Raw genomic sequence first — 25,895 nt, forward strand, 5'->3', positions numbered from 1 at the left:
TCATTCGAGTCCGGGACTTATGCTCTTCGAGCTCAAGCGTGCCCCGCGTGCCGACATCCGGCGCGAAGCAGGCGCCCTGATCCACCTCGCCTTGCCGATGCTGATCGCACAGGTGGCGCAGGTCGGCACCGGTTTCGTCGACACCGTGATGGCCGGCCGGGTCAGCACCAACGACCTCGCCGCCGCGGCGCTCGGCAGCGGCGTGTTCGTCACGCTCTACGTCACGCTGATGGGCGTGGCGACCTCGCTCAACCCGATCCTGTCGCAGCTCTACGGCGCCGGCGACAAGAAGGCCATCGGCGAGACCGGCCGGCAGGGCCTGTGGTTCGGTCTGCTGCTCGGCCTGTTCGGCATGCTGCTGATGTTTGCGCTGCAACCCTTGCTGCGCCACTGGCTGACGCTGCCCGACGAGGTCGAAGACAAGATCATGCTGTTCATCAGCGGCGCGGCGCTCGGCATGCCGGCGGCGATGATGCACCGGGCGCTGCACGCGTACGCGTCGAGCCTGAACCGGCCCAAGACGATCATGTACGTCAGCATCACCGCGTTGCTACTCAACATCCCGCTCAACTACCTCTTCATCCACGGCCTGTTCGGCCTGCCGAAGATGGGCGGCGCCGGTTGCGGTTGGGCGACCGGGGTGGTGTTCTGGTTCAACGCGATCGCGCTGTTTAGCTACATCGCGCTGAACCGCTACTTCAAGCTGTTCGGCCTGACCGAACGCTTCAGCCGGCCGAGCCCGGCGCGCTTCAAGGAATTCCTGCGCCTCGGTCTGCCGATGGGGCTGTCGTACTTCGTCGAAGTCAGCCTGTTCACCTTCATCGCCTTCCTGATCACCGGCTTCGGCACGGTGTACGTGGCGAGCCAGCAGGCGGTGATCAACTTCTGCAGCCTGGTCTATATGGTGCCGCAGAGCGTCGCCGTCGCGCTGTCGGTGCGGGTAGGCCAGAGCATCGGCGCCTCAGACCCCGGCCGTGCCCGCCTCATCAGCGCGGTCGGCATCGCGGTGGGCCTCGCCACCGCGGTGCTGACCAGCACCCTGGTACTGATCCTGCGCACGCCGATCATGGAAATGTACTCGACCGACCCGCGGGTGATCGCGATCGGCGCGACACTCTTGATCTTCGCGGCGTTCTTCCAGTTCAGCGACGCCGCCCAGACCATCGCCTCGGGCGCGCTGCGCGGTTACAAGCTGACCACCGTTCCTATGCTGATCCACTCCGTGTCGTTCTGGGGGGTAGGACTGGGTCTGGGCACCTGGCTCGGCCTGTCGCACGGCACGATTCTCGGCCTGACGCTGCCACTAGGCGTGTACGGCTTCTGGATCGCGCTGGTGATCAGCCTGGCCGTCGCGGCGATCCTGCTGGTCGGTTATCTGTCGCACGCCAGCCGCCAGCGGCTGGTGCATCATCAACAAAAGGTTGTCACCCCGTGAGCTTCACCCTCGTATCCGATCACCCGCTGACCGCGCTCAACACCTTCGGCATCGCCGTACGGGCACGGCACTTCACCACGCTGAGCGACCTTAGCGACCTGCCGGCGCTGCTCGCGAGCGAACCGTATCGCGCCGGCCCGGTGCTGTGGCTGGGCGGCGGCAGCAACCTGCTGTTCACCCGGGATTACCCGGGGCTGGTGGTGCAGGTGGCGCTCAAGGGCGTGCGGGTATTGGAGGACGACGGCGAGCGGGTGCTGGTCGAGGCCGCCGCCGGCGAGACCTGGCACGACTTCGTCTGCAAGACCTTGGCCGAAGGCTGGGCTGGGCTAGAGAACCTGAGCCTGATCCCCGGCACGGTCGGCGCCGCGCCGATCCAGAACATCGGCGCCTACGGCGTCGAGGTGAAGGATACGCTGGACAGCGTGGTCTGCGCCGACCTCGCCCGCGGCGGCGAGCCGGTGATCCTGACCGGCGCCGACTGCCGCTTCGGCTACCGCGACAGTGTGTTCAAGCACGCTGCGGCCGGCCGGCTACTGGTCACCGCGGTGCGGTTTCGGCTGTCGCGCAATGCCGTTCTCAAGACCGGCTACGGCGACATCCAGCGCGAGCTGGAGGCACGGGGCGTGGCCGCCCACCCGAGCGCGCAGGACGTCGCGCGCGCGGTGATCGCGATTCGCCAGAGCAAACTGCCCGACCCGGCGGTGCTCGGCAACGCCGGCAGCTTCTTCAAGAACCCGGTAATCGACGCCGCTTCGGCCGACGCGCTGCTGGCGCGTTTCCCGGCACTGCCGCACTACCCGGCGCCGGACGGCCAGGTGAAGCTCGCCGCCGGGTGGCTGATCGACCAGGCCGGGCTGAAAGGCTACCGCCGCGGCGCGGCCGGCGTGCACGAGAAACAGGCGCTGGTGCTGGTCAACCACGGCGGCGCCAGCGGCAGCGAAATCCGCGCACTGGCGCAGCACGTGCAGGACACGGTGCGCGCGCGCTATGGCGTCGAGCTGGAACCGGAACCGACCGTGCTCTGAGCGTCTCATCACCATCACCCCAGCGTTCGGCCAACCTTGTGCCACAGGGTTGGCCGAATGCGTTTTGGGCCGCCACGACCACCACCTCTGTTGTCCAAAAGCGACATGATCGATCAAAAATTAGACATTGTGTCGTTGCTTTCCACGAAATTTACGACAATCTGTCCAATAAATCTTTCTTAACAATCAATTCACTCATGGGCAACGATTTTTCTTTGACGTTTTGTCTCCAATTCGCCAGTCTGAAGTAAGACCGGTCATCGCCGGTGGCTGTGATCCAGTAACCGGACGGTGGCGGCACAACCATAAGACAAGGAAATCACCATGAGCATGCACCCTAACCCCAGCAGCAAGTACCGGGCGTTCCAAGCGATCGCCCTGCCCGACCGCCAGTGGCCGAACCGGCGCATTACCCAGGCGCCGATCTGGATGAGCACCGATCTGCGCGACGGCAACCAGTCGCTGATCGAGCCGATGAGCGTCGCCAAGAAACTGAAAATGTTCGAGACACTGGTCGCCGCCGGCCTGAAGGAAATCGAGGTGGCGTTCCCGTCCGCCTCGCAGACCGACTTCGACTTCGTCCGCAAGCTGATCGAGGAAGACCGCATCCCGGCGGCCGTGACGATCGAGGTGCTGACCCAGTCGCGCGACGACCTGATCCGTCGCACCGTCGACTCGCTCTGTGGCGCCCGCCGCGCCATCGTCCACCTCTATAACGCGATCGCGCCGAGCTTCCGCGACATCGTGTTCCACGCCAGCCGCGATGAGGTGAAAGCGCTGGCCGTCAACGGTACCCGCCTGATCAAGGAGTTGACCGACGCCCGCCCGGACACCGAATGGGTGTTCGAGTACTCGCCGGAGACCTTCTCGATGAGCGAAATCGACTTCGCACTCGAGGTGTGCGACGCGGTGTCGGCCGTCTGGCAGCCGACGCCGGAGCGCAAGATGATCTTCAACCTGCCGGCGACGGTCGAGATGTCGACCCCGAACACCTACGCCGACCAGATCGAGTGGATGCACCGCCAGCTGGCGCGGCGCGACAGCATCGTGCTGTCGGTACACCCGCACAACGACCGCGGCACAGCGGTGGCGGCCGCCGAGCTCGCGCAGATGGCCGGCGCCGACCGGGTGGAAGGCTGCCTGTTCGGCAGCGGCGAGCGCACCGGCAACGTCGACCTGGTGACCTTGGCGCTCAACCTGTACAGCCAGGGCATCGACCCGGGGCTCGACTTTTCCGACATCGACGCGGTGCGCCAGGTGGCCGAATACTGCACCGGCCTGCCGGTGCACCCGCGCCACCCGTACGCCGGCGACCTGGTGTTCACCGCCTTCTCCGGCTCGCACCAGGACGCGATCAAGAAAGGCATGGCGGTACAGAAGAGCGACGCGCCGTGGGAAGTGCCCTACCTGCCGATCGACCCGGCCGACGTCGGCCGCAGCTACGACGCGGTGATCCGCGTCAACAGCCAGTCCGGCAAGGGCGGCGTCAGCTACCTGTTGCAGCACGAGCACGGCTTCGACCTGCCGCGCCGCCTGCAGATCGAGTTCTCGCGGGCGATCCAGCGGGTCAGCGACCTGACCGGCAAGGAGGTGACCGGCGCCGACATCTACGGCCTGTTCAAGTCCGAGTACCTCGACCAGAGCGCCCCGTACGGCTACCGTCACCACCGCGTCAGCGGTGCCAGCGGCGAACCGGTAATGGTCAACGCCGAACTGGAGGTAGCCGGCATGCGCTGCACGGTCGAGGGCAGCGGCAGCGGCCCGCTCGACGCCTTCGTCAACGCGCTCAGCAACGTGTTGGGGCTCGAGGTAACGGTGCTCGACTACCACGAGCACGCGATCGGCAGCGGTGCCGACGCGCAGGCGGCTTGCTACATCGAGATGCGCGTGCGAGGCGGCGCGACGCTGTTCGGCGTCGGCGTCGACAAGGACATCGTCACCGCGGCGATCCGCGCGGTGCTGTCCGGGGTGAACCGCCACTGCCTCGCCAACGGCATCAAGACCGTCGCGAGCCGTACCGCCACGGCCTGACCGCTTGCCAATAGCCGGTAACGACAAGGCCCGTCGCTACGGCGACGGGCCTTGTCTCGACGGCTCGGATCGGCGCGGTCAGAAGTTCTTCCACATCCCCAGCGCCACCGAATGCTGGCGGCTTGCCGCCGGCGTCAGCCCCGGATTGCCGCCCAGCACGTAGGCGCCGTTGCTGCCGTTGTGCAGCTGCGTGTAAAGCAGATAGACCTGCGTGGTCTTGCTCAGCACATGGTTGTACGCCACCGACGCCAGCTGACCGTCGCTGTCGGAGAGCCCGGCGTCGCCGTGGAAGGAGCTGGTCTTGCCGTACTGCGCCGAGAACACATTGCGGCCGACCGTGTAACTGGCCAGCACGCTGCCGTAATTGCGCGTCCTGTCCTTGCCGCTGCCGTTGATGTTCTCAAGCTTCAGCCACTCGGCCAGCCCGGCCAGGTACAGCGAGCCGAAGTTGTAGCCGACCGCCAGCATATTGGCGAAGCCCCTCTGGTAGTAGTTGCCCGACATCGCCTGCATATCGCGGTTCTGCTGCAGCGTGTAGCCGATGCGCCAGGTGTCGCTGTCGTACACCAGGTTAGCCGAAACCACCGACGCGCCGCCATGGGTGCTTTCCGAGCTGCCCGCTCCGGTGGTGAACGAGTACTGGACGCGCGACGACAGGCCGCGCCAGCTGGGGGTCTGGTAGCTGACCGAGTTGCCCAGCCGCGCGTCGAAGCCGCCGGTGGCGAGGCTGCCGCCGTTCGCCCACAACGCCCCGTCGTTCGAGATGCCGGTGGTGTACTGGAAGAGGTTGCCGGCGATGTAATGCAGATCGTCGTAGGGCATCAGGAAGTTGCCGAGCTTGAAGATGCCCAGATCGGCGTGGCTGAGGCCGACAAAGGTCTCGCGGCTGCCCAGCTGGCCGCTCGAACCGTCATCGGCGGCAAAGCCGGACTCGACCTGCCAGATCGCCTTCAGGCCGTTGCCCAGGTCCTCCGCCCCCTTGAAGCCGATCCGCGTCGTGTCGCTCTGCACCTTGCTCATGGTGGGCTGGTCGGCCTTGCCGGCGCGGGTGCTCTCGATATCGAGATGAAACCGGCCGTAGATCACCACGGCGTCGCCGCCGTCGGCGTGCGCCAGTGTCGCCAGCAGGGCACACGCCGCTGCCAGCGGCCTCTTGTTGACCATCCATCCCATCGTCTCTTCTCCTTGTCGTCGCATCGTTGTCGTTGTGTGAGGGTGCTAGGGGTCGGCGAACCGGCCGATCGGTCAAAGCAGGCGCAGCCTCACCTGCGGCTGGCCGGCACAAAGCGGGCAGCCGTTCGCCATCGTTAGGTCCGACTAGACGGGCCTAACGGGTCAAAAACGGGTGGGAAGCACAGCGGACCGGCCAGGGAATGGCCGGCCGCCGCCCCGGGTCAGGACGGCGCGGGAATCGGGAGGCAATACGACACAGTCTTCTCCTTTGTTATCGGTGTGCGATGTTCGCACTTATAACTGCTTTACATAAACCTTACCGTTCGGCGAAAAGCACCGTCAATGCCGATAATCGACATGAAGTGCGTTTATCGAACAATTTCGTGCCTGCGCGTGCTTCCATGGACCAACAGGGTCACAAGCAAGGCGGCGGAATGCGTTGGAGCAGTGGGATGGCGGGTCTCATAGGGAGGTGAGACGACGAAACGGCTTCAGACGGCTGGGGAATCGCTCGATCAGCAGGACAGCTTCGACAAACAGGCGGTGGATGGCTCGTTTTGTGGATGTCACTTAGTTCAAGCGGAAATAATGATGGCAATAACGATCATTTATAGAAATAAGCGCCGCTCCTTATACTCGCCCATTGTAATGACTTTGGCATTATCGCTACCGTTTCCGCAGCATCCTAGCCACTCGCCCACCCTACAAGAAAGCGATTCAACAATGTCCTACCGCCGCCTGGCATCCGTGCTCGTCCTGCCACTGCTACTATCGCTCTCCGCTTGCCAACTCGACCTTGGCAGTGGCGGCGGCAGTGCGGGCAACGACATCAGCACCATCGAGGACCGCAGCCCGGTCGGCACACTGCGGCTGATCGGTGAGCAACGCATCGCCAGCGACCTGACGGTGCAGGGCCAACAGGTCGGCGGCCTGTCCGGCCTCGACTACGATCCGAAAACCGGCCAGTGGCTGGCGATCAGCGACGACAAGTCCGATTTCGCACCGGCGCGCTTCTACACGCTGAACCTGGGTTACGACGCCACACAGTTCGGTTCGGTCTCCCTGCCCGGCGTCACCGCCTTGCTGCAGGCCGATGGCACCACCTACCCCAACGCCACGCAGTACAAGCAGCGCGGCAATCTGGGCGACATCCCCGATCTCGAAGCGATCCGGATCGACCCCATAGACGGCAGCATCTGGTACAGCAGCGAAGGGCTGCGGCAACCGGCGGCGCCCGCGATACCGGGCAGCAACGGCCAGCCCGGCACGCCGGCCAAGGATGCGATCGCCCTCAACCCCTTCGTGCGCCACGCCACCCGCGACGGCGTCTATCTTGGCGAGTTGAAGTTGCCGTCGATGTTCCGCGTCGATCTGAGTCAGCAGACACAGGGCGTGCGCAACAACCTGTCGTTCGAGGGCCTGTCGTTTTCGGCCGACGGCAAGACGCTATGGCTGGCGATGGAAGGCCCGCTCTATCAGGACGGTAGCCCGCCCACCGCGACCCAAGGCACCTACAGCCGCCTCAGCCACCTCGATCGCAACGGCCAGTTGCTCGGCCAGTTCGCCTACCCGATCGAGCCGATCGCCGGCCTGCAGGCCGGCGACAAGGGCGGCCTGAACGGGATTTCCGAGGTGCTAGCGGTCGATACCAACCGGCTGCTGGTGCTGGAACGCGGCGTGGCGGTCGGGGCCAACGGCCAGTACCGCATCCACATCCGCCTGTATGAGGTCGACACCCGCAGCGGCAGCGATGTCGGCAGCCTCCCCGTCCTGGCCGGCGCCAGCTTCCAGCCGCTGAGGAAGCGTCTGGTGCTCGACTTCGACACGCTCAGCGTATCGGCACGCATCCTCGAAGGGCTGAGCTGGGGGCCGCGCCTGACCAACGGCCATCGCAGCCTGATACTGGTCGCCGACAACGACTTCATCGCCGGGGAAAACAGCCAGTTGCTGGTCTTCGACGTGGCCCCGCCGAAGTAGGAGTGCCTTAGTAAAGAGCGGCACCGAAACACATTCGGCCAACCTTGCTGCCAAGGTTGGCCGAATGCGTTGAGAGGTGGCGAGCCGGTTTCAGCGTGGCGCCAGCTCCAATCGCATGATCGACACCGTTTCACCGTCCTGCACGATCTGCTCGGTTTCCCGCCAGCCCAACCGGCGATACCACGGCTGCTGATCCGGGGTGTAGAGATACAACGCCGCCAGACCCAGTTGACGGGCACGTTCGATGCACGCCACCACCAGTTCCCGGCCGTAGCCGCTACCACGCCACGCCGGCGCCACCCAGACTTCACCGAGCCAGAAGGGTTTATCGGGGTGGCCGTCCAGCTCATGGCACTTCACGCTGGCGGTGCCGAGCAGTTCATCGCGTGCTGAGAGCAGCAACAGGGTAAATGTTGCGCCCTCGCCGAGCTGGCGTGCAAGGCGCGCGCGGACCATCTCCAGCGACGCCCACGGCGCGAACGCGCCCCACTCGGCGTGCAGCTCACCGGCCAGTTCGTCGAGCCGCTCCGGCCGGTCGCGCAGCAGCACTAGCCGCGGTGCGATCTGCGGCGGGGACTCAGGCCGGCTCACGCGCCGTCTCGGCAAGATCGGACAAATTGGCATACACCTCCCGAACCGTTGCACTGCCGGTCAGCAGCCGTACCACCTCCGGCAGCGGTTCGGCCAGGTTCGCGGCGAAGTCGCGCTCGCCAGCGCTAACGTCAGCCGGAAAAGCCAGCCGCTCCAGCGGCGGACAGAACTGTGCGTCGACTCCCGGCTTGTTGCCGCGCGGATCGATCCGGTACCAGCCGAATCCTTCCAGATGGATGGTATTCAGGCCGTGCAGGGTGTACGGAGCGCCGCCGCCTTCCAGCGACAGGTATTGATAGCAGAGCCCAGCCGGGATGCCGTTGGCGCGCAGCAAGGCGGCGAGCAGGTGGCTCTTGGCGTAGCAATAGCCGGTGCCGTGCAGCAGCACCTCGGATGCCCGGCAGGTCACCGGGTTGACCGGATCGTCGCAGTAGTCCCAGCTATGGCGGATGCGGTCGCGGACGAACTCGAAACAGCGCTGCGCCAGCTGCTGCGGGTCACGCGCGCCGGCGGCCAGTTCGCGCGCCTTGGCGGCTACCGCCGGGTGTTGCCAGTCGATCCACTCACTGTGGGCCAAATACCGTTCCATCTCCCGCTCTCCGCTACGTTGAAAATGCCAAAATCATAACACTTCTTAGTCTTCACAACGCACAAACACAACGGCAAGCCACCCCGGCCTCTATCAGCCCATTCCCCGTTTTGGCACCACCATAAAGATCAACCCCGCCCAGCCGATAAAAGCGGCCGATCATCGCACCATTGCATATAGACCACCCGAGAAATACTAATAATCAAAATGCAACTCCGGCATCGGATCAATAACAACCGGCAAGGAGAGCGTCATGGGGAAGAATATCCTGTTCTGCGCCGATGGCACCTGGAATGGCCCGGGCGAGGATGAAAACGCCGATGGCATCCCGGACCCCACAAATGTTCTGAAACTGTTCTTACGGTTGTCTGGACAGGACAGTCTCAACAGCTATCGCCTCGCCGCCGAACAGGAAAGAGAAGAAAAAGCCGGCGACGGGACAACCCTACAGATCGCGAAATACCTGCATGGTGTGGGCGATTCAAACAATTTATTGGTCAAGACGCTTGGCGGGGCGTTTGGATCGGGTCTCATCATCCGAATCGTCAGGGGTTACACCTTCATCTCCCGAAATTATCTCTCCGGGGACAGAATATTTATTATCGGCTTCAGCCGCGGCGCTTACACGGCCAGAGCCCTGGCCGGGCTGATTTCATCACAGGGCCTACTCGACCCGCAAAGCGTCGACCTCTCCAATCCGGATCAGGCCTATCAAGCGGGCACCGCCGCTTGGTATCAATACAGACGAAATGCCCTCGGCAATAATCAAAACTGGCTAGATAAGCTGGAAAACATTATTTCTTATTTACCGTCCTTTATCACTCGGCCGACGCAGACGGACAATCTGGTCAAAAACATACCGATCCAAGCAGTGGCCGTATGGGAGACCGTCGGCGCCCTCGGCATTCCTCAATACGCCAGCAACGACACGCGCATCGACGCCTTCAAATTCGCCGACTCGAAGCTGAGCGCCATGGTTCAGGAGGGCTTCCAAGCCATTGCGATCGACGAGCAACGGGTGGATTTCACCCCGACCCTGTGGGACCAGGACCCGCGCGTCACCCAGGTGCTGTTTTGCGGCGCCCATGCCGATGTCGGCGGCGGCTACCCGGCAATGAACAATGAAAGCGGATTATCCGACCTTGTACTGGAATGGATGTCCAATACCCTATCGGCCAAAGGTGTTCACCTTAGCCCCACCCCCTGTTCACCAGACCCGCTTGGCGTAGCGCATCAGCCTTGGAGCCGGCCACCGTGGACGCTGCCGGGCATCAAGACCGGGCCACGCAGCTTTCCCGCCGGCCTGTCGGTCAGCCGCTCGGTGCTGGCCCGCTGCACAGGCGGCAGAGTCATGTCCGACCCTTGCGGCTCACCCTCCGACTATCGCCCGCACAATCTGGACAACTACCTGAGTATCGGCACCACCTGCCAGGCGCTGGGTAGCACCGTGCTTTGCTGACCCCGTCACCTAAGGATGAGGTGCCATCATGAGAAGAAAAGCCATCTACGACGAGCTTCGGCTAGCTCTGCTCAATATGATCAGTGCGGCGGAGGCGCTGGATAAAAATTTCGGTGCCCAGGCACTTATCAACGAGCTGTATGCATCGAAAGGAGACTTTGAGTCATTGTGTCAGATACAAAAAAAACTAATCGGCCTTTGCCCACCATCATTACTACCCTATATATGGAACGACCTAAGCAACCATTACCAGGCAATTCTCCCCAAAGAGGCAAGCAAGAATTTACCGAAAATCGATGCAACTGCCACGCTACACATTGAGGAACGTCGCTCAGCCGTGTTGGCTGTCTCCACCTGGATTTTCCGCTACTACCGATTCATAGATCGGCGGGAGAGCCTCATCGCCGACACGAAAAAATACCTGTGTAGCATATTCACCGCCGTGGTGCTATTGACCATCATTCTTCCAGGTGTACAGGGGACCATCTATCTAGCATTTGGGATGCTGGTAGCAGGCATGCTTGGAGCCGGTTTCAGCATCTCCCGGCGCATGCAACAGGTCATTGTGACGCCGGTCGACGATCTGGATAGGGAAACGGTGCTGGTCCAACTGGACCGGGGAAAATGGGGGACCTATTTGTCGCTAATCAGCGGTTGTATCTTCCCGTTCGTCCTCTACATGATCTTTGCCAGCAATCTGATCACCGATGGCTCTGCGCTATTTTCTGCCTCTACGAACCAAGATAAAAACCTTGTGCTCGGCCCTAGCTTGAGCACGCTTTCCATCGATGCACTGTTCCGACCCATCACCAAAATGCCGGATATGACCGCAGCCAAAGTACTGGTCTGGTCGTTTATCAGCGGCTTTGCGGAAAGATTCGTCCCCGACGTCCTCGACCGGATCATCAACAAGGCGATGAAATAGCCGCGCTATTTCAGCAGCCGACGCCGGGTCAGCCACACCGCCAGCGTGTACGACACCACCGAGTAGCCGACCAACACCAGCAGGCTGCCGAGCACGCCGACCGGCCACTGGCCGTTGACCAGCGGTCGCGCCAGCCGGATAACGTGGGTCAGCGGCAGCACCTGCGCGATGTGCTGCAGCCAGAGAGGCAGTTGTTCGGTCGGGAAGAACACGCCGGAGAGCAGCATCATCGGGCTGATCACCAGCGTGAAGTAGTACATGAAGAAGTCGTAGCTCGGGCTCACCGCGGTGACCACCAGCCCCATGCCGGCAAACGCCAGCCCCGACAGCGCCACCAGCGGGATGGTCCACAGCACCAGCGCGCTCTTCACCAGGCCGAGCACCGCCATCACCAACAGGATCGCCAGCCCCGACAGCACGCTCTTGCTGGCCGCCCACAGCCATTCGCCGAGCACCACGTCGTCGACCGTCAGCGGCGCGTTGATGATCGCGAGCCAGGTCTTCTGTACATGCATCCGCGAAAACGCCGAGTACAAGGCCTCGAAGGTGGCGCTGTTCATCGTGCTGTAGCACACCGTGCCGGCCGCCAGAAACTGGATATACGGCACCCCGCCCACCGAGGGCAGCAGCGAGCCGATGCCGAAGCCCAAGCCGAGCATGTAGAGCATCGGATCGGCCAGGTTGCCGAGCATCGACGGAATCGCCAGCTTCTTCCACACCAGGAAGTTGCGGCGCCAGACCGGCACAAAGCGCCAACTCAGTTGCGGCAGCATCGCGTCTCCTCGAACAGGGGGCAAGGGCCGGCCCGGCCGGCCTAGTCGTCGGGCTTGTCGTTAAGGTAGCGTTCGTCGTCGAAGGTGGCCACCCAGTGCGGCCGGTACACCACCAGTATCGCGATCAGCAGGCCGGAGGTGAACGCCTCCGACCACGACAGCAGAAAATAGAACGGCAAGGCCTCAAAGAGCAGGAAGTCGCTCTGGTACGCGCCGGCCAGCGCCAGCGTCAGCACCCCGCAGGCACCGGCGACGAAGAAGCTGGCGCCACCGGCGAGAAAGCCGTTGCCCAGGATGTAGACGAACAGATTGGGCGGCAGCAAGCGTTCGGTCAACCTCAGCGCCAGTGCACTCACCGCCACCGGCGGCACCACGCTGACCAGATAACTCAGGCCCGCTGCCTGCCAGTCGCCCAGGCCATAGCCGGTCAGCACCAGCATCACCAGCGCCAACGCCAATAGCGCCAGCCACGGCCCCATCATCAGCGTCAGCACGGTGGCGCCGAGCAGGTGGTAGCTGAGCCCGGGCAGATAGCCGCCGCGCACCATCCAGATCACCATCGTCAGCACGGTGGCACCGAGCCAGGCGTTGTGCGCAGTCACCGGCAGCTGGCGCCAGCGCACCCGCCAGGCCGCCAGACCGAGCAGACCGCCCGCCAGCACATCGGCGATCAGTAGAACGGAAGGGGGAAACAGGGCGGCGGTAAAGTTCATTGCGAGGGTAGGCACGGGCTATGCCGGAATGATAACAGAGCCGGCCGAGCGCCACGAATGACACACTGCCGCGCCGCAGTTATCCTTGTCGCTTTGCCCGGAAGACCACCATGCCCGCCGCCCTGCCGCCCGCCCACCTGATCGCCCAGCAGGTCAGCCTTGCGCTGACCGAAGACATCGGCCGAGCCGACTGGACCGCCCAGCTGATCGCCGCCGACACGGTTGGCCACGCCACCGTGGTCGCCCGCGAAGCCGCGGTAATCTGCGGTCGGGCCTGGTTCGACGAGTGCTTCCGCCAGATCGACCCGAGCGTGTCGGTACACTGGCTGGTCGCCGAAGGCGGCCAGGTCGCCCCCGACACCGTGCTGTGCGAGATCGACGGCCCGGCGCGCGCGCTGTTGACCGGCGAGCGCACGGCGCTGAACTTCCTGCAGCTGCTGTCGGCGGTGGCGAGCGAGACGCGCCGCTATGTCGACGTGGTGACCGGCACCCGCGCCCGCATCCTCGACACCCGCAAGACAGTGCCGGGCCTGCGTCTGGCGCAGAAGTACGCGGTGGCGGCCGGCGGCGGCGTCAACCAGCGGGTCGGCCTGTACGACGGCATCCTGATCAAGGAAAACCACATCATGGCCGCCGGCGGCATCGCGCCGGCACTGCAGGCCGCGTTCGCGCTGGCGCCGCAAGGTGTCACGGTGCAGGTCGAGGTGGAAACCTTGGCCGAGCTCGACGAGGCGCTCGCCGCCGGCGCCCAGTTGGTGCTGCTCGACAATATGAGCCTCGACGAGATGCGCGAGGCGGTACGCCGCAGCGCCGGCCGCGCCGAGCTCGAAGCGTCCGGCGGCATCGACCTCTCCACCTTGCGCGCGATCGCCGAGACTGGCGTCGACCGCATCTCGGTCGGCAAGCTGACCAAGGATGTGCGGGCGATCGACCTGTCGATGCGCTTCGCGGTCTGATGCGGAATCAATTTGGCCGAAACGACAACGCGCCCCACGGGGCGCGTTTTGTATGGCACGGGCGGTTCGGCCAACCTTAGGTGGGACCGCGACGCTTAGAGTCGCTAACAAAACCCAGCGAAGCGGTCCCGGCTAGGCGCGCTGCCGCAGACAGTACAAGTAGTACGGCAAGGCAGGGCAACAACGCCGGGAGGGTTTTGTTAGTGGCGCCTAGTCGCTCAGCTGCAGCGCCAGCCGGTACAGCATCGCCGCCGTCGCGCCCCACACCCGCTGGTCGTCGAAATCGAGCACCAGCAGGTGGCGCTGTTCGCCGTTGCGCACGAACGGCTCGCGCCGGTAGCGCGCCAGGTCGAGCGCCAGCTCCAGCGGCAGCTCAAACACCTCGGCCACCTCGCCCGGCGCCGGCGTCAGCCGCACCGGCGGCGCGATCAGGCCGACCACCGGGGTGACGGCGTAATTGGTGATGGTGTTGTAGAGCGGCAGCGTGCCGACCACCTGCACCACGCGGCCGTCGAGGCCGACCTCCTCGTGCGCCTCGCGCAGCGCCGCCGCCACCGGACCGGCGTCGTGCGGGTCGAGCTTGCCGCCGGGGAAACTTACCTGCCCCGGGTGCTGGGTCAGGTTTTCGGCGCGCCGGGTCAGGAGCACGGTCGGCGCGGCCGGATGCCATAGCAACGGAATCAGCACCGCCGCCGGACGCGGCGCCGTCAGCGGGATCGACGGCGGCAGCGCACCAGCCTGGTCGTCCCGCACCGGCGCGGCCAGTCGTTCGGCCAACCAGCGCGACGCCTCGTCCTGGCGCATCGCGTACCTCATGCGGCCCTCCCGCCATGACATCGCTGAATCCTGCCGGCCATCGTGACGACCGGTTCCCCTACGGCGGCACATACCGCCTCGTTCAAACAAGCCAGACTGTCCATCTACGCGTTGTTGTCCTTGTTGCCCCGGGCGATGTACGCCCGGCGCTTCTTTAATGATCCGGCCGGGTAAGCGCCGACTGTCACGATAGTAGCCCTGCCATGGGGCACTGCCTAGAGTATCGGCCGGGCCGGGCGGCGGTTGAGCCGCCCTCACCGCGCCTGGGTTTGCGTGATTCAAACAATCGCTTACCATTCGGCATGGCTAGATTGAATAATTTATCAACCTCACCCACCCACCAAGGAGTTCCAGCGATGGCACTGTTCAAAGAATTCAAAGAATTTGCCATGCGCGGCAATGTGATCGACCTGGCGGTCGGTGTCGTGATCGGCGGCGCATTCGGCTCCATCGTCAAGTCCCTGGTCGACGACGTGATCATGCCGCCGATCGGCATGCTGATCGGCAACGTCGACTTCTCCAACCTGTTCATCGTGCTGAAAGAAGGCGCCAAGCAGGCCGGCCCGTACGTATCGGTCCCCGCTGCCAAGGCCGCTGGCGCGGTGACGCTGAACATCGGCCTATTCATCAACGCGCTAGTCAGCTTCACCATCGTCGCGTTCGCGATCTTCATGCTGGTCAAGGTGATCAACCGCCTCAAGCGCGAAGAGGCACCGGCACTGGCCGAAGTGACTACCAAGGAATGCCAATACTGCCTGTCGACCATCCCGCTGAAGGCCTGCCGCTGCCCGCAGTGCACCTCGCAACTGGAAGCCGGCCAAGCAGCTTGACCGCGCCCGGCACGCGCGACTAAGCTCGCCGCCAAATCCACACACAACGGCCTGCACTACGCAGGCCGTTTATCGTTACGAGACGCCGCATGGACACGCTGATCATCAAACCCGGCCGCGAGAAGTCGCTGCTCAACCGCCACCCCTGGGTGTTTTCCGGCGCGATCGGTCGCATCGACGGCCACCCGCAAGCCGGCGACACGGTGCAGATCAAGGCACTCGACGGCCGCTTCCTCGGCTGGGCAGCGTACAGCCCGGCCTCGCAGATCCGCGCCCGCGTCTGGTCGTTCGATGAAACGGCCACGATCGACGCCGACTTCTTCCACAGCCGACTCGCCGCGGCGATCGCGCTGCGCGACGATCTCGTCACCGGCAGCAACGGGGTTCGCCTGGTGCACGGCGAGTCGGACGGCCTGCCCGGGCTAGTGGTCGACCGTTTCGACCAGGTGCTGGTGATGCAGGCGCTGTCGGCCGGCGCCGAGCTGTGGAAACACAGCCTGGCCGAACAGCTGCTGGCGCTGACCGGCGCGCAGGCGGTGTACGAGCGCTCCGACGTCGACGTGCGCGAGCTCGAAGGCCTGCCACCGGTCACCGGCCTATTGGCCGGCAAGCTGCCCGACGCCGCGCCGGTGCTCGACGAATACGGCCTCCGCTTCAAGGTCGACGTGGTCGGCGGCCAGAAGACCGGCTTCTACCTCGACCAGCGCGACAACCGCGACCGGCTCGGCCGCCTCGCCGCCGGCCGCGAGCTGCTCAACTGCTTCTGCTTCTCCGGCGGCTTCTCGCTGCACGCGCTGCGCCACGGCGCCAAGCACGTCACCTCGGTCGACTCGTCGGCCGACGCGCTGGCGATCGCGCGCGAGAACATGGCGCTGAACGGCTTCGACGAGGCCCGTGCCGACTGGGTCGAAGCGGACGTGTTCAAGTACCTGCGCCTGTTGCGCGACCAGGGCAAGAGCTTCGACATGATCATCCTCGACCCGCCGAAGTTCGCGCCGACCGCGCAACACGTCGAGAAGGCGGCGCGCGCCTACAAGGACATCAACCTGCTCGCCCTGAAGCTGCTGCGCCCGGGCGGCCTGCTCGCCACCTTCACCTGTTCGGGCGGGATGAGCGCCGAGCTGTTCCAGAAGATCCTCGCCGGCGCAGCGGTCGACGCGCGCTGCGAGGCGCGCATCGTCGAGCGCTTCACCCCGGCGCCCGACCACCCGGTGTCGCTCGCCTTCCCGGAGGGCGACTACCTGAAGGGTCTGTTGATCCGCAAGGGCGTTTAACGCAGCAGGGGTTGGCCGTAAGCCGGCCCCTTTTCATTTCGGAAGCCCCACCATGCCCGCCATCCGCCGGCCCCGTTCAGGGCGCCCCCGCGACCCCGACGGTCTGGCCGGCCTGCTGTAACGCTGTGCCGCGCCCTGCCGCCTCGACAGCGCCCACCGATTCGCCACCGACGAACCGCAGCACCTCGTCGAGCACCGGCGCCTTGTCGCGCAACGGCCGCCCCAGCACCGCCACCGTCAGTCCATGCCCCAGCCCCGGATAGAAACGCAGCGTCACCGTATTACCCGCCGCCCGCAACCGTTCGGCCAAGGTGGTGCTGTTGCGCGGCGCGACGATCTTGTCTTCGTCCGCGCTGATCAACAGCGCCGGCGGCACCTGCGGCCGCACGTACGCCACCGGTTGCATCGCGGACCAGTCTTCCGGAGGCCGGTTGAAGATCGCCCTCAACAAGGGGCTGGTCGGCGGCAGGAAGTCGTACGGGCCGGACAGGCCGATCACCCCGGCGAGCGCCCCGCTGTCGCCCACCCCGCTCCGCCAGCGCGGGTCGAGCGCCAGCATCAGCGCGTTGTAGGCGCCGGCCGAATGGCCGGCGAGATAGATCCGCTGCGGGTTGCCGCCGTAGTCGGCGGCGTGTCCGCGCAGCCAGTGCAGCGCCAGCGCACTGTCCTGCAGGAAGGCGGGGTACCTCACCTGTGGATAGAGCCGGTAGTCGGCCACCGCGGTCAGGATGCCGTGCGACGCCAGCGCCTCGCCGACGAAGCGGTACTCGGCCCGTTCGCCGCGCTGCCAGCTGCCGCCGTAGAAGAACAGCAGCACCGGATGGCCCGGCAGCGGCGTCGGCGGCAGATAGAGGTCGAGCCGCTGGCGCGGGTCGTCGCCGTAGGCGAGGCTCGGCACGCTGCGGTAGGTGCCGTACGGGGTGCACGAGTCGAGCACCGTCAGCGGTGCGCAGCCGGCCAGGCTGGCCAGCAATAGGACGAACGTCAGCAGGCGGACGAGTCTGGCCATGGGACCTCCGGCGTCGGAAGGGATGCGGCGTATTGCGCCTCTCACCTTGAGATACGCGCGCCGCGCCGGCCCGCCAGCCAAACTCGCTCTAACGATTGCCCGGCCCGGCCAGTTCGGCTACCCTACGCCGGTCTTTGGGGGAGTAGCCTCCGGGCGCGACAGCCCGGGCGTGTATCAACAGACTTGGCCGCCAGGCCATGGTGCACGCGACCGCGACGCGGTTTGGCAAGACCCATGACGCATCCGCGCTGCCGAGGGGCTGCCCGCGCGGGTCGCGTCATGGTGTCGTCAAGTGCAGCCCCGAAGGAAACCCACCCTCTCATGGAAGCCCTGCTCATCTCCGCCGGCATCGTCTCGCTCGCCGAAATCGGTGACAAGACCCAACTGTTGGCCCTGCTCCTGGCCGCTCGTTTCAAGAAACCGGTACCGATCGTGCTCGGCATTCTGGTGTCGACCGTGCTCAACCATTTCATCGCCGCCGCGGTCGGTCAGTGGATCATGGCCGCCGTCGGCCCGCACTGGATGCGCTGGATCCTGGCCGGCTCGTTCTTCGCGATGGCGGCGTGGATGATGATCCCGGACAAGCTCGACGAAAACACCCGGCTGTTCGACCGTTTCGGCGTGTTCGGCACCACGGTGATCGCGTTCTTCCTCGCCGAGATGGGCGACAAGACCCAGATCGCCACCGTGGCGCTGGCCGCCCGGTTCGACTCGCTGACGCTGGTGGTGCTCGGCACCACGCTCGGCATGATGCTGGCCAACGTGCCGGCGGTGTACCTCGGTGATCGCGCCGCCAAGGCGCTGCCGACCCGGCTGGTGCACGGCATCGCCGCGGCGTTGTTCGCCGGTCTGGGCGTCGCGACGCTGTGGCTGCCGCTGCAGTAAATCCATGAAAAAAGGCGACCGCACGGTCGCCTTTTGCCCGACTTCGCGGCCACGTTGGCCGAACGCTCAGCCCTTGAGGCCCTCGAGCAGCTTGGTCGGGTCGAAGCCGAAGCGCAACGAACCCCAATGCCGGCCGCCCACGCTGATCGGCAGATCGATCTCGGTGAGGATCTCGCCGGTATCGCGCGCGTAGGTCTGCAGCAGGAACGACTTGCTGTTCGCCGCGGCGCGCAGGCTGACCGGATCGTTGAACAGCCGCTTGTCGCGGCTCTCGGCCAGGTCCTTCTCGGCGTTGCCGGTCGGGGACTTGGACAGGAAGCTGTTGTGAGTCGGCGCGTAGCCACGGCTGTCGACCGCCAGGCAGAAGCGCCCGCCGTCCACCTCGCGCACCAGTCGGTCGAACAGCGGCTGCAGCTCGCCCTCCACCTTGGCGTCGTAGCTGGTGCGGTACTTGGTCGGCTCGGTACCCTGCACCGGCTTGAAGTCCTGGTCGAATAGGTTCAGGCCGCTGGCGGCGTGGCGCTCCAAGAGGCGCTGCAGCTCGTCGCGGGTGCGGCGTGCCGCGCCCATGATGTGGTGGAATTCGCCCTCGCCGACGATGAAACGGAACACCGTGTCCTGCACGTCCTCGGACGCTTTGGCCAACTTGGCCGACACCTCCTCGGTGCGCATCAGCCGCTCGGTCACCTGCTGGCCGAGCTGGTGGATGTCGGTGACGTTGATGTTGACCTGGCGGTTGGTCTGCGCGAACACCTCCATCGTCTGAGCGATCTCGGACAGGCTGTCGACGGTCTGCTCGTAGTCGCCGACGATCTTGCCGAAGTGCTGCGAGGCCTTGGCGACCACGTCGCGCGCCACCTCGGTGTCGCTGGTGATCTGGTTGGTCTCGCGCTGCGTTTCCGACACCAGCGAGAGCATGCCGTCGATGTTGCCGGAAATCTCGTTGGTCGCCGATTTCACCCGTTCGGCCAACTTGCGCACCTCGTCCGCCACCACCGCGAAGCCGCGCCCCTGCTCGCCGGCCCGGGCCGCCTCGATCGCGGCGTTCAGCGCCAGCAGATTGGTCTGGTCGGAGATGTCCTTGATCAGGTCGACGATGGTCTTGATGCTGGCCGACCGCTGGTTCAGATCGTCGACGGTGACGTTGAAGCGACCGACCCGCTCGCTGATCTGCACGATCCGCTCGGTCACCTCCTGCAACTCACCGTACGAGGTACGCGCCACTTCCAGGTTGACCGCGGTGCTGCCAGAAATCGCCTGGGTCTGCTCGCTGACCTGGTTGATGCCGTGGGTGGTCTGGTCGCTGGACGACTGCACTTCGCTCGCCAGCGCGTCCTGACGGCGGGCACTACCGAGCGATTCGCCGACGTTCTGTCGGGTGCGGGTCGAGTCCATCGCGATGCGGATCGTCATCAGCCGCACATTGGTGATGATCTCGCGCATCTTCTTCAGGAACACATTGTACGACTCGGACAGCTCGCGGATTTCGTCGTGCGTGATCGCCGGGATGTCGCGCGACAGATCGCCCTGGCCGGCACCGATCTCGCGGAAGATCGCGATGATGCGCTCGAGCGGCCGCACGATCAGATAGCGCAGGTAGGCCACCATGCCGGCGATGAACAGGAACGACAGCAGCCAGAGCGCCCCGATCCAGATCAGGCCGCTGTCGATGCGCGCCTCGATCTGCGCCAGCGTCACCGCATCGAGCTTCTGGCCGTGCAGCAGGCCGCGCACATCCTGCAGCAGGTAGTACATGAAGCCGACCATCGCCAGCTGGAACAGGCTGATGAAAAAGAAACTACACAGCTTTTTGGTCAGCGAATTCCAGAACGTCCGTTCCACCCAGGTATACAGCTTCCAGAACCACTCCATGCCGTCCATCCCTCCGGTTTGCGCTGAGCGCTTTCTTTATATTGAGCAACCGGCCCATTCTTACCGGTTTCCTTAAGCATGACTAGCGCATTTTATACCCCGGATGCTTCGTAATAGCCATAGTATTAACAGGGATAAAAAGAATGGGCCGGCGCTCGCGCCGGCCCTTTGCCGTGGACGGACAAAGACAGCTTCAGACCGAGTCAGACATTACCGATGCCCGCCCGGCGCGCAACCACTCGACCAGCTGCCGCGCGGCGGTCTCGGCCAGACGCCCGTCATCCGGCAGCGCCGTGCCCACGCAGGCAGGCGGCGCATCGGCGCAGCGTGCCCACAGCTGCCAGCCACCCACCTCGCGTAGCGCGAAGCGCACGATGCCGGCACTCGGATGCGTCAACCTCGCCCACTCGGCACCGGCGCCGTCGACGTCCAACTGCTCCAGCGTCTGCCCCAGACAGGCCGCCACCGCGATCGCATGGCAACGGGCCGGCAGACTGGCCCAGATCGCCGATTTGTCGGCCGCCGACAAGGCGCTCCACTCGGCCACCTCGATGAAGGTACGCCCGCAGCCGCGGCAGACGTTGTCGCCCAGTGCGGTCGAGCACAGGGCAATGCACGGCGAATCATTGGCCGACAGGGATGGCGTCATCGTATCCACAATGAAATATTACGTTCACAAATCTTGACGGGGTGATTGTTTATGACAGATAACGAACGTGTCACATATTCTTCATGTCTGTTCAACTCGCAATGGCCCGCAACGAGTTTCTGATTTTCCGCATACTGCAACTGATCAAGCGGCTGAGCACACAGTTCGTCGACGAACGCCGATTGCTGCGCGAACTGACGCGGGAATCGTCCGGCGGATACAGCACCGAAACCATTCTCGAACAGCTCGACTACATGGGGCGTACCGGCTTGGTGCGCCTGGTTCAGGCGGCCCGCAACCAGCGCGGCTACGCGCTCGACTGGGCCGGCTACGACTACCTCGACCCGGCCTGAGGCGTACGCCTTACTCGCTCTTGCAGTCCGACGCATTGTGCCACGTCCCGGCGCAATGCCCCAGCCCGGCCCACCGTCCGGCAACCGCTCTGCGGATCTCCCTGCTGTCTCGCCACCCCCCCGATCCGGAGTAGTCACGCGGCCTTTCCTCGGCGCTGATGAGGCGCGGAGCCGCCGGCCTTGTCGGCTGATCTGACCCTATCTTCGACCAAGCTAGCTGCCACTTCTCGAGGCTGAAGCACACCCCAAATAAGAACAAATGGTTATTTAATGATTAGATTTCATCATTTTAAGAAATAATAACCATGACGTATAGTTGCCCCATCGATGGCTCTTCCACCCAGCTTGGAGATAACGATGAGTTTGCGACTTGGCGATACCGCACCGGACTTCACCCAGGAATCCAGTGAGGGCCCGATCCACTTCTACGAGTGGCTCGGCGACCACTGGGGCGTGCTGTTCTCGCACCCGGCCGATTTCACCCCGGTGTGCACCACCGAGCTCGGCGCGACCGCCAAGCTGAAGGACGAGTTCGCACGCCGCAACGTCAAGGCGATCGCGCTGTCGGTCGACCCGGTCGACGCCCACAAGAAGTGGATCGGCGACATCAACGAGACGCAGAACACCACGGTCAATTTCCCGATCATCGCCGACGCCGACCGCAAGGTGTCCGAGCTCTACGGCCTGATCCACCCGAACGCCAGCAGCACCCACACGGTGCGCTCGGTATTCGTGATCGACCCGGCCAAGAAGGTGCGCCTCACCCTCACCTACCCGGCCAGCACCGGTCGCAACTTCAACGAGATCCTGCGGGTGATCGACTCGCTGCAGCTGACCGACCATCACAGCGTCGCCACCCCGGCCAACTGGCAGGACGGTGATGAAGTGGTGATCGTGCCGTCGCTGCAGGACGAGGCGGTGATCCGCGAAAAATTTCCGCGCGGCTACCGTGCCGTGCACCCCTACCTGCGGCTGACCCCGCAGCCCAACCGCTAAGGAGTCCCTCTATCCGATGACAGGTAAGCTTCTTTTCTCCTCTCGATAACTTTGGGCCGAACACCGCGTTCGGCCAATTTTTTAGACGGCCTAGCGCCGCAGGATCACGCCATGGACCACGTCCTCACCCGGCTGCCCGGCGACAACGCGGTAAGCGACCAGCCGGTTATCGACACGGCGAAGCTCGACTACATCAACCGCTTGCTCGCCCGCCACGGTTTCGAAAGCGCCCCGCTGACCCAGCACCCGAACCGGATCGGTGCGCACCACGAGGACTGGCGTTTTCGCAGCGTGTTCCAGCCGATCTTCTCGCTACAGGGCGACGCCCTGGCCCCGTACGCGCTCGAAGCACTGGCGCGGGTGGCCGACCGCTCCGGCAGCCAGTTTCCACCGACGCTGATATTCGCCGCGGAAACCTCCCCGAAGCGCACCGTCTTCCTCGACCGACTGCTGCGTAGCCTGCACCTGTTGAATTTCCTGCGCCAATCGCCGCCGTCCAACCTGTCGCTGTTCCTCAACGTCAACGCCCAGCACCTGGTCAACGTCGGCGAAACCCACGGCAGCTATTTTGCCGACGTGCTCGACGCACTGGGCGTGCCGGCCCGGCAGATTTGTCTGGAGGTGGTCGAAGACGCGGTCAGCGACCCTGTGCGGCTGCAGGAAGCGGTGCGCAGCTATCGTCAGCTCGGCTTTCGGATCGCGCTCGACGACTTCGGTCAGGGCGCGTCCAACCTGGAGCGGGTCTGGTTGCTGGAGCCGGACTATGTGAAGCTCGACAAGCGGCTGATGCGGCTGGCGCTGATGCGCCCGGCCCTACGCGATACGCTGGCACAACTGGTCGAGATCCTGCACCTGCACGGCGCGCGGGTGATCAGCGAAGGCATCGAAAGCGGCCGGCAGCTCGACATCGCGCGGCACGCCGGTTGCGACTACGCGCAGGGCTTCCACCTGGCGATGCCGATCGAAACGCTGCAGTACAGCGCCGGACAGGGGCGTTAAGCGCCCTTCCCGCTTTACCATGCGGGCAGCAGCGGGCCGGTGCCAAACTGCGCACCGGCCCGTCTTTGTTTCTTCCTTCCTCCAATGGCCCGACCGATTGCCGGTCGGACCAGCCTAGCCTGCCGTTCGAGTTGGCGTACCGCCAGCACGACGGCCGACGCAGAGCGTTTCAAAGAACCGCGCCAGCGTCCCTTAATGCGGATCGCGTCGGACTGCGCCGGCTCACTCAGATAGTGAAACTCCTTGATCGGCACGACCGCGCCCTGCCCGGCAGCGTGCGGTGAAACTGCCTTACCAGGCGAGCACGAAATCCTCGAAGCGCTGCGGCAGCGGCGCCGGCTCGACCAGCGTCTCGCGCGGCGCGTCGGAGAAGTCGCCGAGGATGTCGTCGCGGATCGCCGCCAGCCGTGCGTCGCCGCGCATCCGCGGGTATGGCAGTGGAACCGGCACGATGCGGCGGATCCGCCCGGGGCGCGGCTGCATCACCACCACCCGGTCGCCGAGGAACACCGCCTCGTCGACGTCGTGGGTGACCAGCACGGTGGTGATGCCCTCGGCCTGCCAGATGCGTTGCAGCTCCACCTGCAGATGGGCGCGGGTCAAGGCATCGAGTGCACCGAACGGCTCGTCGAGCAGCAGGATGCGCGGCCGGTTGACGAGACCCCGGGCGATCGCCACTCGCTGGCTCATCCCGCCGGAGAGCTGGTGCGGGTAGGCCTTCTCGAAACCGGTCAGCCCGACCAGCTCGATATGCCGGGCGATGGTGTCGCGCTTGTCCGTCTCGGACAGCGGACGGTTTTCCAGTGCCAGCGCGACGTTCTGCTCCACCGTCAGCCACGGGAACAGCCGGTGATCCTGGAACACGATGCCGCGCTCCAGGCTCGGCCCCTTCACCGGCTGGCCGTCGAGCAGGATCTCGCCGTCGAACTGGTCTTCCAGGCCGATCAGCAAGCGCAGCAGCGTCGACTTGCCGCAGCCGCTGCTGCCGACGATGCTGATGAACTCGCCGGGTCGGATGTCGAGACTGATGTCTTCCAGCACCGGCAGGGCTTGGCCCTTCACCGGGTAGGACTTGTTCAGATGCTGGAGACTGAGGGTGCCAATGGCGCTCATGCGGTTTCCTTCCAAATACGGTTAGCGAGGGCGCCAGCGCAGCACGCGCTGCTCCAGCCGGGTGGCGGCCGCGTTGAGCAGCGCGCCGACCAAACCGATCAGCACCATGCCGTACAGCACGCGAGCCATCTCGAAATGCTCGCGACCGTCGATCAGCGGCGTCGAGACGCCGGGTGCCACCTTCAGGTAGTACTCGGCGCCGATGGTGCCGAGCCAGCTGAAGATCAGCCCCAGGTGCAGGCCGGCGAAGATCTGCGGGCTGGCGCCGGGCAGGATCAGCCGGGCCAGCGTCTGACGGCGGCTGAAGCCGAACACCCGCGTCACTTCGGCCAACTCGCGACGCACGCTCTTGATGCCCTCGTAGGTGTTGAACAGCACCGGGTAGAGCGTCGCCAAGGCGATGAACACCAGCTTGGCCGGCTCGCCCTAGCCAAACCACACCGAGATCAGCGGGATCCAGGCGAACAGCGCGACCTGCTTGACCGCATGCAGCGATGGTCCGGCCAGCCGGTCGGCCAAGGGCGACAACGCCAGCAGTGCACCGATCACCAGGCCCGCCCCGGCGCCGATCGCGAAACCGGCCAGATCACGCGCCAGGCTCGCCACCAGGCCCAGCGCCAGTTCGCCGCTGACGAACTGCTCGCGGGCGTACGCCACCACGTCGACCGGCGGCACCACCAGCCGGGTATCGGCCCAGCTCCAGTGCGCCGACGCCCACCACAGCGCGATCAGCAACAGCGGCAGCACCAGGCCGCGCGGGTCGAACTTGCTAATGCTTTGCGACATCGTGGAGCCCTCTCAGTACGCGCTGTTGCGCCAGGACAGCAGGCGGCGTTCGAGCAGTTGCAGGCCCTGATCGAGCGCCAACCCGACCACGCCGATCACCACCATCGTCGCCATCACCAGGTCCAGCTGGAACAGCTGGCGGCCATACACCATCAGGTAGCCGATGCCCTCGCTCGACGCGAGCAGCTCGACCGCCACCAGCGCCATCCAGGCGTTCGACAGGCCGAGGCGCAGACCGTTGGCCAGGCTAGGCAGCGCGGCGGGCAGCACCACCTTGCGCACGGTGCGCCACAGGCTGAATCGGTACAGCCGCGCCACCTCGAAGAAGCCGACCGGCACGTTGCGGATGCCCTTCATCGCATTGATCGCCACCGGCACCATCACCGCCTTGGCGATCACCAGCACCTTCAGCGACTCCTCGATGCCGACGAACAGGATGAACAGCGGCACCCAGCCGATCACCGGCACCAGGCTGATCGCCTTGAAGCTGGGAAACAGATAGGCCTCGACGCGCGGCGACAGGCCCATCGCCAAGCCGAGCAGCAGCCCGGCCGCGCCGCCGGCGGCGAAGCCCCACAGCACCCGCGCGAGACTGATGCCGAGGTGGCTGGCCAGCTCGCCGCTGGCATACAGGTCGAGCAAGGTATCGCGCACCTGCGCCGGCGG

Annotated in this window: 26 protein-coding genes and 1 riboswitch; of the genes, 13 read left to right on the forward strand and 13 right to left on the reverse strand. The window is 65.0% G+C overall.

The features are described 5' to 3' along the window. Positions 1-19 precede the first annotated feature (19 nt). The 3 genes from ACZ2IA_RS10710 (at position 20) to leuA (ending at position 4,491) form a co-directional block, all read left to right on the forward strand. Entirely contained in the window at positions 20-1,435 is a 1,416-nt protein-coding gene (locus ACZ2IA_RS10710; RefSeq protein WP_470292567.1) for an MATE family efflux transporter, read from the forward strand. Then, positions 1,432-2,460, forward strand: coding sequence for a UDP-N-acetylmuramate dehydrogenase (gene murB, locus ACZ2IA_RS10715; RefSeq protein WP_470292568.1), 1,029 nt, complete (start codon positions 1,432-1,434; stop codon positions 2,458-2,460). The genes ACZ2IA_RS10710 and murB overlap by 4 nt, the downstream gene beginning before the upstream one ends. Before the next feature lie 324 nt (positions 2,461-2,784). Then, the gene (gene leuA, locus ACZ2IA_RS10720) at positions 2,785-4,491 is read left to right on the forward strand and encodes a 2-isopropylmalate synthase (protein ID WP_470292569.1); all 1,707 of its coding nucleotides are present in this window, start codon (positions 2,785-2,787) and stop codon (positions 4,489-4,491) included. A gap of 78 nt (positions 4,492-4,569) precedes the next feature. On the opposite strand, the gene ACZ2IA_RS10725 is transcribed toward leuA, so the two are convergent. Next, the gene (locus ACZ2IA_RS10725) at positions 4,570-5,664 is read right to left on the reverse strand and encodes a porin (RefSeq protein ID WP_470292570.1); all 1,095 of its coding nucleotides are present in this window, start codon (positions 5,662-5,664) and stop codon (positions 4,570-4,572) included. 723 nt (positions 5,665-6,387) lie between these two features. Between ACZ2IA_RS10725 and ACZ2IA_RS10730 the strand changes: the two genes are divergently transcribed. Further along, positions 6,388-7,641 (forward strand): esterase-like activity of phytase family protein, encoded by a 1,254-nt coding sequence (locus ACZ2IA_RS10730; RefSeq protein ID WP_470292571.1) that lies wholly within the window; start codon positions 6,388-6,390, stop codon positions 7,639-7,641. 90 nt (positions 7,642-7,731) lie between these two features. Here ACZ2IA_RS10730 and ACZ2IA_RS10735 read toward each other — a convergent pair whose 3' ends face one another. Both ACZ2IA_RS10735 and ACZ2IA_RS10740 read right to left on the reverse strand, forming a co-directional pair. After that, positions 7,732-8,232, reverse strand: a complete 501-nt coding sequence (locus ACZ2IA_RS10735) for a GNAT family N-acetyltransferase (protein ID WP_470292572.1) — start codon at positions 8,230-8,232, stop codon at positions 7,732-7,734. Then, complete coding sequence (locus ACZ2IA_RS10740; RefSeq protein ID WP_470292573.1) at positions 8,219-8,821, reverse strand: transglutaminase-like domain-containing protein; 603 nt, start codon at positions 8,819-8,821, stop codon at positions 8,219-8,221. Before ACZ2IA_RS10740 ends, ACZ2IA_RS10735 begins: the two co-directional genes overlap by 14 nt. A 253-nt stretch (positions 8,822-9,074) precedes the next feature. Here ACZ2IA_RS10740 and ACZ2IA_RS10745 point away from each other — a divergent pair, with 253 nt between their 5' ends. Together ACZ2IA_RS10745 and ACZ2IA_RS10750 are read left to right on the forward strand one after the other, a co-directional pair. Further along, positions 9,075-10,280 (forward strand): T6SS phospholipase effector Tle1-like catalytic domain-containing protein, encoded by a 1,206-nt coding sequence (locus ACZ2IA_RS10745; RefSeq protein ID WP_470292574.1) that lies wholly within the window; start codon positions 9,075-9,077, stop codon positions 10,278-10,280. 28 nt (positions 10,281-10,308) lie between these two features. Beyond that, positions 10,309-11,205, forward strand: coding sequence for a hypothetical protein (locus tag ACZ2IA_RS10750; RefSeq protein WP_470292575.1), 897 nt, complete (start codon positions 10,309-10,311; stop codon positions 11,203-11,205). Positions 11,206-11,210: 5 nt separating this feature from the next. Here ACZ2IA_RS10750 and ACZ2IA_RS10755 read toward each other — a convergent pair whose 3' ends face one another. Together ACZ2IA_RS10755 and ACZ2IA_RS10760 are read right to left on the reverse strand one after the other, a co-directional pair. Next, positions 11,211-11,978: an ABC transporter permease gene (locus ACZ2IA_RS10755; protein ID WP_470292576.1), complete on the reverse strand. Its 768-nt coding sequence runs from the start codon at positions 11,976-11,978 to the stop codon at positions 11,211-11,213. 41 nt (positions 11,979-12,019) lie between these two features. Continuing rightward, positions 12,020-12,706 (reverse strand): energy-coupling factor ABC transporter permease, encoded by a 687-nt coding sequence (locus ACZ2IA_RS10760; RefSeq protein ID WP_470292577.1) that lies wholly within the window; start codon positions 12,704-12,706, stop codon positions 12,020-12,022. Positions 12,707-12,801: 95 nt separating this feature from the next. On the opposite strand from ACZ2IA_RS10760, the gene nadC reads away from it, so the two are divergent. Beyond that, entirely contained in the window at positions 12,802-13,647 is an 846-nt protein-coding gene (gene nadC, locus ACZ2IA_RS10765; protein WP_470292578.1) for a carboxylating nicotinate-nucleotide diphosphorylase, read from the forward strand. Between the two features lie 210 nt (positions 13,648-13,857). On the opposite strand, the gene ACZ2IA_RS10770 is transcribed toward nadC, so the two are convergent. Next, positions 13,858-14,463, reverse strand: a complete 606-nt coding sequence (locus ACZ2IA_RS10770; protein WP_470292579.1) for a CoA pyrophosphatase — start codon at positions 14,461-14,463, stop codon at positions 13,858-13,860. A 356-nt stretch (positions 14,464-14,819) separates the two neighbouring features. On the opposite strand from ACZ2IA_RS10770, the gene mscL reads away from it, so the two are divergent. Further along, positions 14,820-15,293, forward strand: a complete 474-nt coding sequence (mscL, locus tag ACZ2IA_RS10775) for a large-conductance mechanosensitive channel protein MscL (protein WP_470292580.1) — start codon at positions 14,820-14,822, stop codon at positions 15,291-15,293. 89 nt (positions 15,294-15,382) lie between these two features. Then, positions 15,383-16,567, forward strand: coding sequence for a class I SAM-dependent rRNA methyltransferase (locus ACZ2IA_RS10780; protein WP_470292581.1), 1,185 nt, complete (start codon positions 15,383-15,385; stop codon positions 16,565-16,567). A 76-nt stretch (positions 16,568-16,643) separates the two neighbouring features. Here the strand turns inward: ACZ2IA_RS10780 and ACZ2IA_RS10785 are convergent, their stop codons facing one another. Next, on the reverse strand, positions 16,644-17,576 hold the full coding sequence (locus ACZ2IA_RS10785) for an alpha/beta hydrolase (protein WP_470292582.1): 933 nt from the start codon (positions 17,574-17,576) through the stop codon (positions 16,644-16,646). A gap of 124 nt (positions 17,577-17,700) precedes the next feature. Further along, positions 17,701-17,800: riboswitch (yybP-ykoY riboswitch) on the forward strand. A 97-nt stretch (positions 17,801-17,897) separates the two neighbouring features. Between ACZ2IA_RS10785 and ACZ2IA_RS10790 the strand changes: the two genes are divergently transcribed. Beyond that, positions 17,898-18,461 (forward strand): TMEM165/GDT1 family protein, encoded by a 564-nt coding sequence (locus ACZ2IA_RS10790; RefSeq protein WP_470292583.1) that lies wholly within the window; start codon positions 17,898-17,900, stop codon positions 18,459-18,461. Positions 18,462-18,527: 66 nt separating this feature from the next. Here ACZ2IA_RS10790 and ACZ2IA_RS10795 read toward each other — a convergent pair whose 3' ends face one another. Both ACZ2IA_RS10795 and ACZ2IA_RS10800 read right to left on the reverse strand, forming a co-directional pair. Beyond that, positions 18,528-20,333, reverse strand: coding sequence for a methyl-accepting chemotaxis protein (locus ACZ2IA_RS10795; RefSeq protein WP_470292584.1), 1,806 nt, complete (start codon positions 20,331-20,333; stop codon positions 18,528-18,530). 193 nt (positions 20,334-20,526) lie between these two features. After that, positions 20,527-20,982 carry a DUF1289 domain-containing protein gene (locus ACZ2IA_RS10800; protein ID WP_470292585.1) on the reverse strand — a complete coding sequence of 152 codons (456 nt, stop codon included), beginning with the start codon at positions 20,980-20,982 and terminating at the stop codon, positions 20,527-20,529. An 83-nt stretch (positions 20,983-21,065) separates the two neighbouring features. Between ACZ2IA_RS10800 and ACZ2IA_RS10805 the strand changes: the two genes are divergently transcribed. The 3 genes from ACZ2IA_RS10805 (at position 21,066) to ACZ2IA_RS10815 (ending at position 23,330) form a co-directional block, all read left to right on the forward strand. After that, positions 21,066-21,335: a hypothetical protein gene (locus ACZ2IA_RS10805; RefSeq protein ID WP_470292586.1), complete on the forward strand. Its 270-nt coding sequence runs from the start codon at positions 21,066-21,068 to the stop codon at positions 21,333-21,335. 357 nt (positions 21,336-21,692) lie between these two features. Then, a complete protein-coding gene (locus tag ACZ2IA_RS10810; protein WP_470292587.1) occupies positions 21,693-22,331 on the forward strand; it encodes a peroxiredoxin in 639 nt (212 codons plus the stop codon). A gap of 111 nt (positions 22,332-22,442) precedes the next feature. After that, on the forward strand, positions 22,443-23,330 hold the full coding sequence (locus tag ACZ2IA_RS10815) for an EAL domain-containing protein (RefSeq protein ID WP_470292588.1): 888 nt from the start codon (positions 22,443-22,445) through the stop codon (positions 23,328-23,330). 291 nt (positions 23,331-23,621) lie between these two features. On the opposite strand, the gene ACZ2IA_RS10820 is transcribed toward ACZ2IA_RS10815, so the two are convergent. Genes ACZ2IA_RS10820 through ACZ2IA_RS10835 form a run of 4 tightly spaced genes read right to left on the reverse strand, consistent with a single transcriptional unit; the run spans position 23,622 to position 25,871 of the window. Then, entirely contained in the window at positions 23,622-24,443 is an 822-nt protein-coding gene (locus tag ACZ2IA_RS10820; protein ID WP_470292589.1) for an ABC transporter ATP-binding protein, read from the reverse strand. A 21-nt stretch (positions 24,444-24,464) separates the two neighbouring features. Then, positions 24,465-24,851, reverse strand: coding sequence for an ABC transporter permease (locus tag ACZ2IA_RS10825; protein ID WP_470292590.1), 387 nt, complete (start codon positions 24,849-24,851; stop codon positions 24,465-24,467). Positions 24,852-24,869: 18 nt separating this feature from the next. Further along, complete coding sequence (locus ACZ2IA_RS10830) at positions 24,870-25,229, reverse strand: ABC transporter permease family protein (RefSeq protein WP_470292591.1); 360 nt, start codon at positions 25,227-25,229, stop codon at positions 24,870-24,872. A 12-nt stretch (positions 25,230-25,241) separates the two neighbouring features. After that, a complete protein-coding gene (locus tag ACZ2IA_RS10835; RefSeq protein ID WP_470292592.1) occupies positions 25,242-25,871 on the reverse strand; it encodes an ABC transporter permease in 630 nt (209 codons plus the stop codon). Between the last annotated feature and the right edge of the window lie 24 nt (positions 25,872-25,895).

Source organism: Crenobacter sp. CS_VA4 (assembly GCF_055597485.1).

Coding starts and splice junctions, on each gene's coding strand:
- ACZ2IA_RS10770 (WP_470292579.1), bottom strand. CDS start 14,463: ATGAGGTACGCGATGCGCCAGGACGAGGCGTCGCGCTGGTTGGCCGAA.
- ACZ2IA_RS10785 (WP_470292582.1), bottom strand. CDS start 17,576: ATGGCCAGACTCGTCCGCCTGCTGACGTTCGTCCTATTGCTGGCCAGC.
- ACZ2IA_RS10730 (WP_470292571.1), top strand. CDS start 6,388: ATGTCCTACCGCCGCCTGGCATCCGTGCTCGTCCTGCCACTGCTACTA.
- ACZ2IA_RS10755 (WP_470292576.1), bottom strand. CDS start 11,978: ATGCTGCCGCAACTGAGTTGGCGCTTTGTGCCGGTCTGGCGCCGCAAC.
- ACZ2IA_RS10810 (WP_470292587.1), top strand. CDS start 21,693: ATGAGTTTGCGACTTGGCGATACCGCACCGGACTTCACCCAGGAATCC.
- ACZ2IA_RS10780 (WP_470292581.1), top strand. CDS start 15,383: ATGGACACGCTGATCATCAAACCCGGCCGCGAGAAGTCGCTGCTCAAC.
- ACZ2IA_RS10710 (WP_470292567.1), top strand. CDS start 20: ATGCTCTTCGAGCTCAAGCGTGCCCCGCGTGCCGACATCCGGCGCGAA.
- ACZ2IA_RS10795 (WP_470292584.1), bottom strand. CDS start 20,333: ATGGAGTGGTTCTGGAAGCTGTATACCTGGGTGGAACGGACGTTCTGG.
- ACZ2IA_RS10745 (WP_470292574.1), top strand. CDS start 9,075: ATGGGGAAGAATATCCTGTTCTGCGCCGATGGCACCTGGAATGGCCCG.
- ACZ2IA_RS10800 (WP_470292585.1), bottom strand. CDS start 20,982: ATGACGCCATCCCTGTCGGCCAATGATTCGCCGTGCATTGCCCTGTGC.
- nadC (WP_470292578.1), top strand. CDS start 12,802: ATGCCCGCCGCCCTGCCGCCCGCCCACCTGATCGCCCAGCAGGTCAGC.
- ACZ2IA_RS10790 (WP_470292583.1), top strand. CDS start 17,898: ATGGAAGCCCTGCTCATCTCCGCCGGCATCGTCTCGCTCGCCGAAATC.
- ACZ2IA_RS10820 (WP_470292589.1), bottom strand. CDS start 24,443: ATGAGCGCCATTGGCACCCTCAGTCTCCAGCATCTGAACAAGTCCTAC.
- ACZ2IA_RS10805 (WP_470292586.1), top strand. CDS start 21,066: ATGTCTGTTCAACTCGCAATGGCCCGCAACGAGTTTCTGATTTTCCGC.
- mscL (WP_470292580.1), top strand. CDS start 14,820: ATGGCACTGTTCAAAGAATTCAAAGAATTTGCCATGCGCGGCAATGTG.
- ACZ2IA_RS10725 (WP_470292570.1), bottom strand. CDS start 5,664: ATGGGATGGATGGTCAACAAGAGGCCGCTGGCAGCGGCGTGTGCCCTG.
- ACZ2IA_RS10750 (WP_470292575.1), top strand. CDS start 10,309: ATGAGAAGAAAAGCCATCTACGACGAGCTTCGGCTAGCTCTGCTCAAT.
- ACZ2IA_RS10830 (WP_470292591.1), bottom strand. CDS start 25,229: ATGTCGCAAAGCATTAGCAAGTTCGACCCGCGCGGCCTGGTGCTGCCG.
- leuA (WP_470292569.1), top strand. CDS start 2,785: ATGAGCATGCACCCTAACCCCAGCAGCAAGTACCGGGCGTTCCAAGCG.
- ACZ2IA_RS10740 (WP_470292573.1), bottom strand. CDS start 8,821: ATGGAACGGTATTTGGCCCACAGTGAGTGGATCGACTGGCAACACCCG.
- ACZ2IA_RS10815 (WP_470292588.1), top strand. CDS start 22,443: ATGGACCACGTCCTCACCCGGCTGCCCGGCGACAACGCGGTAAGCGAC.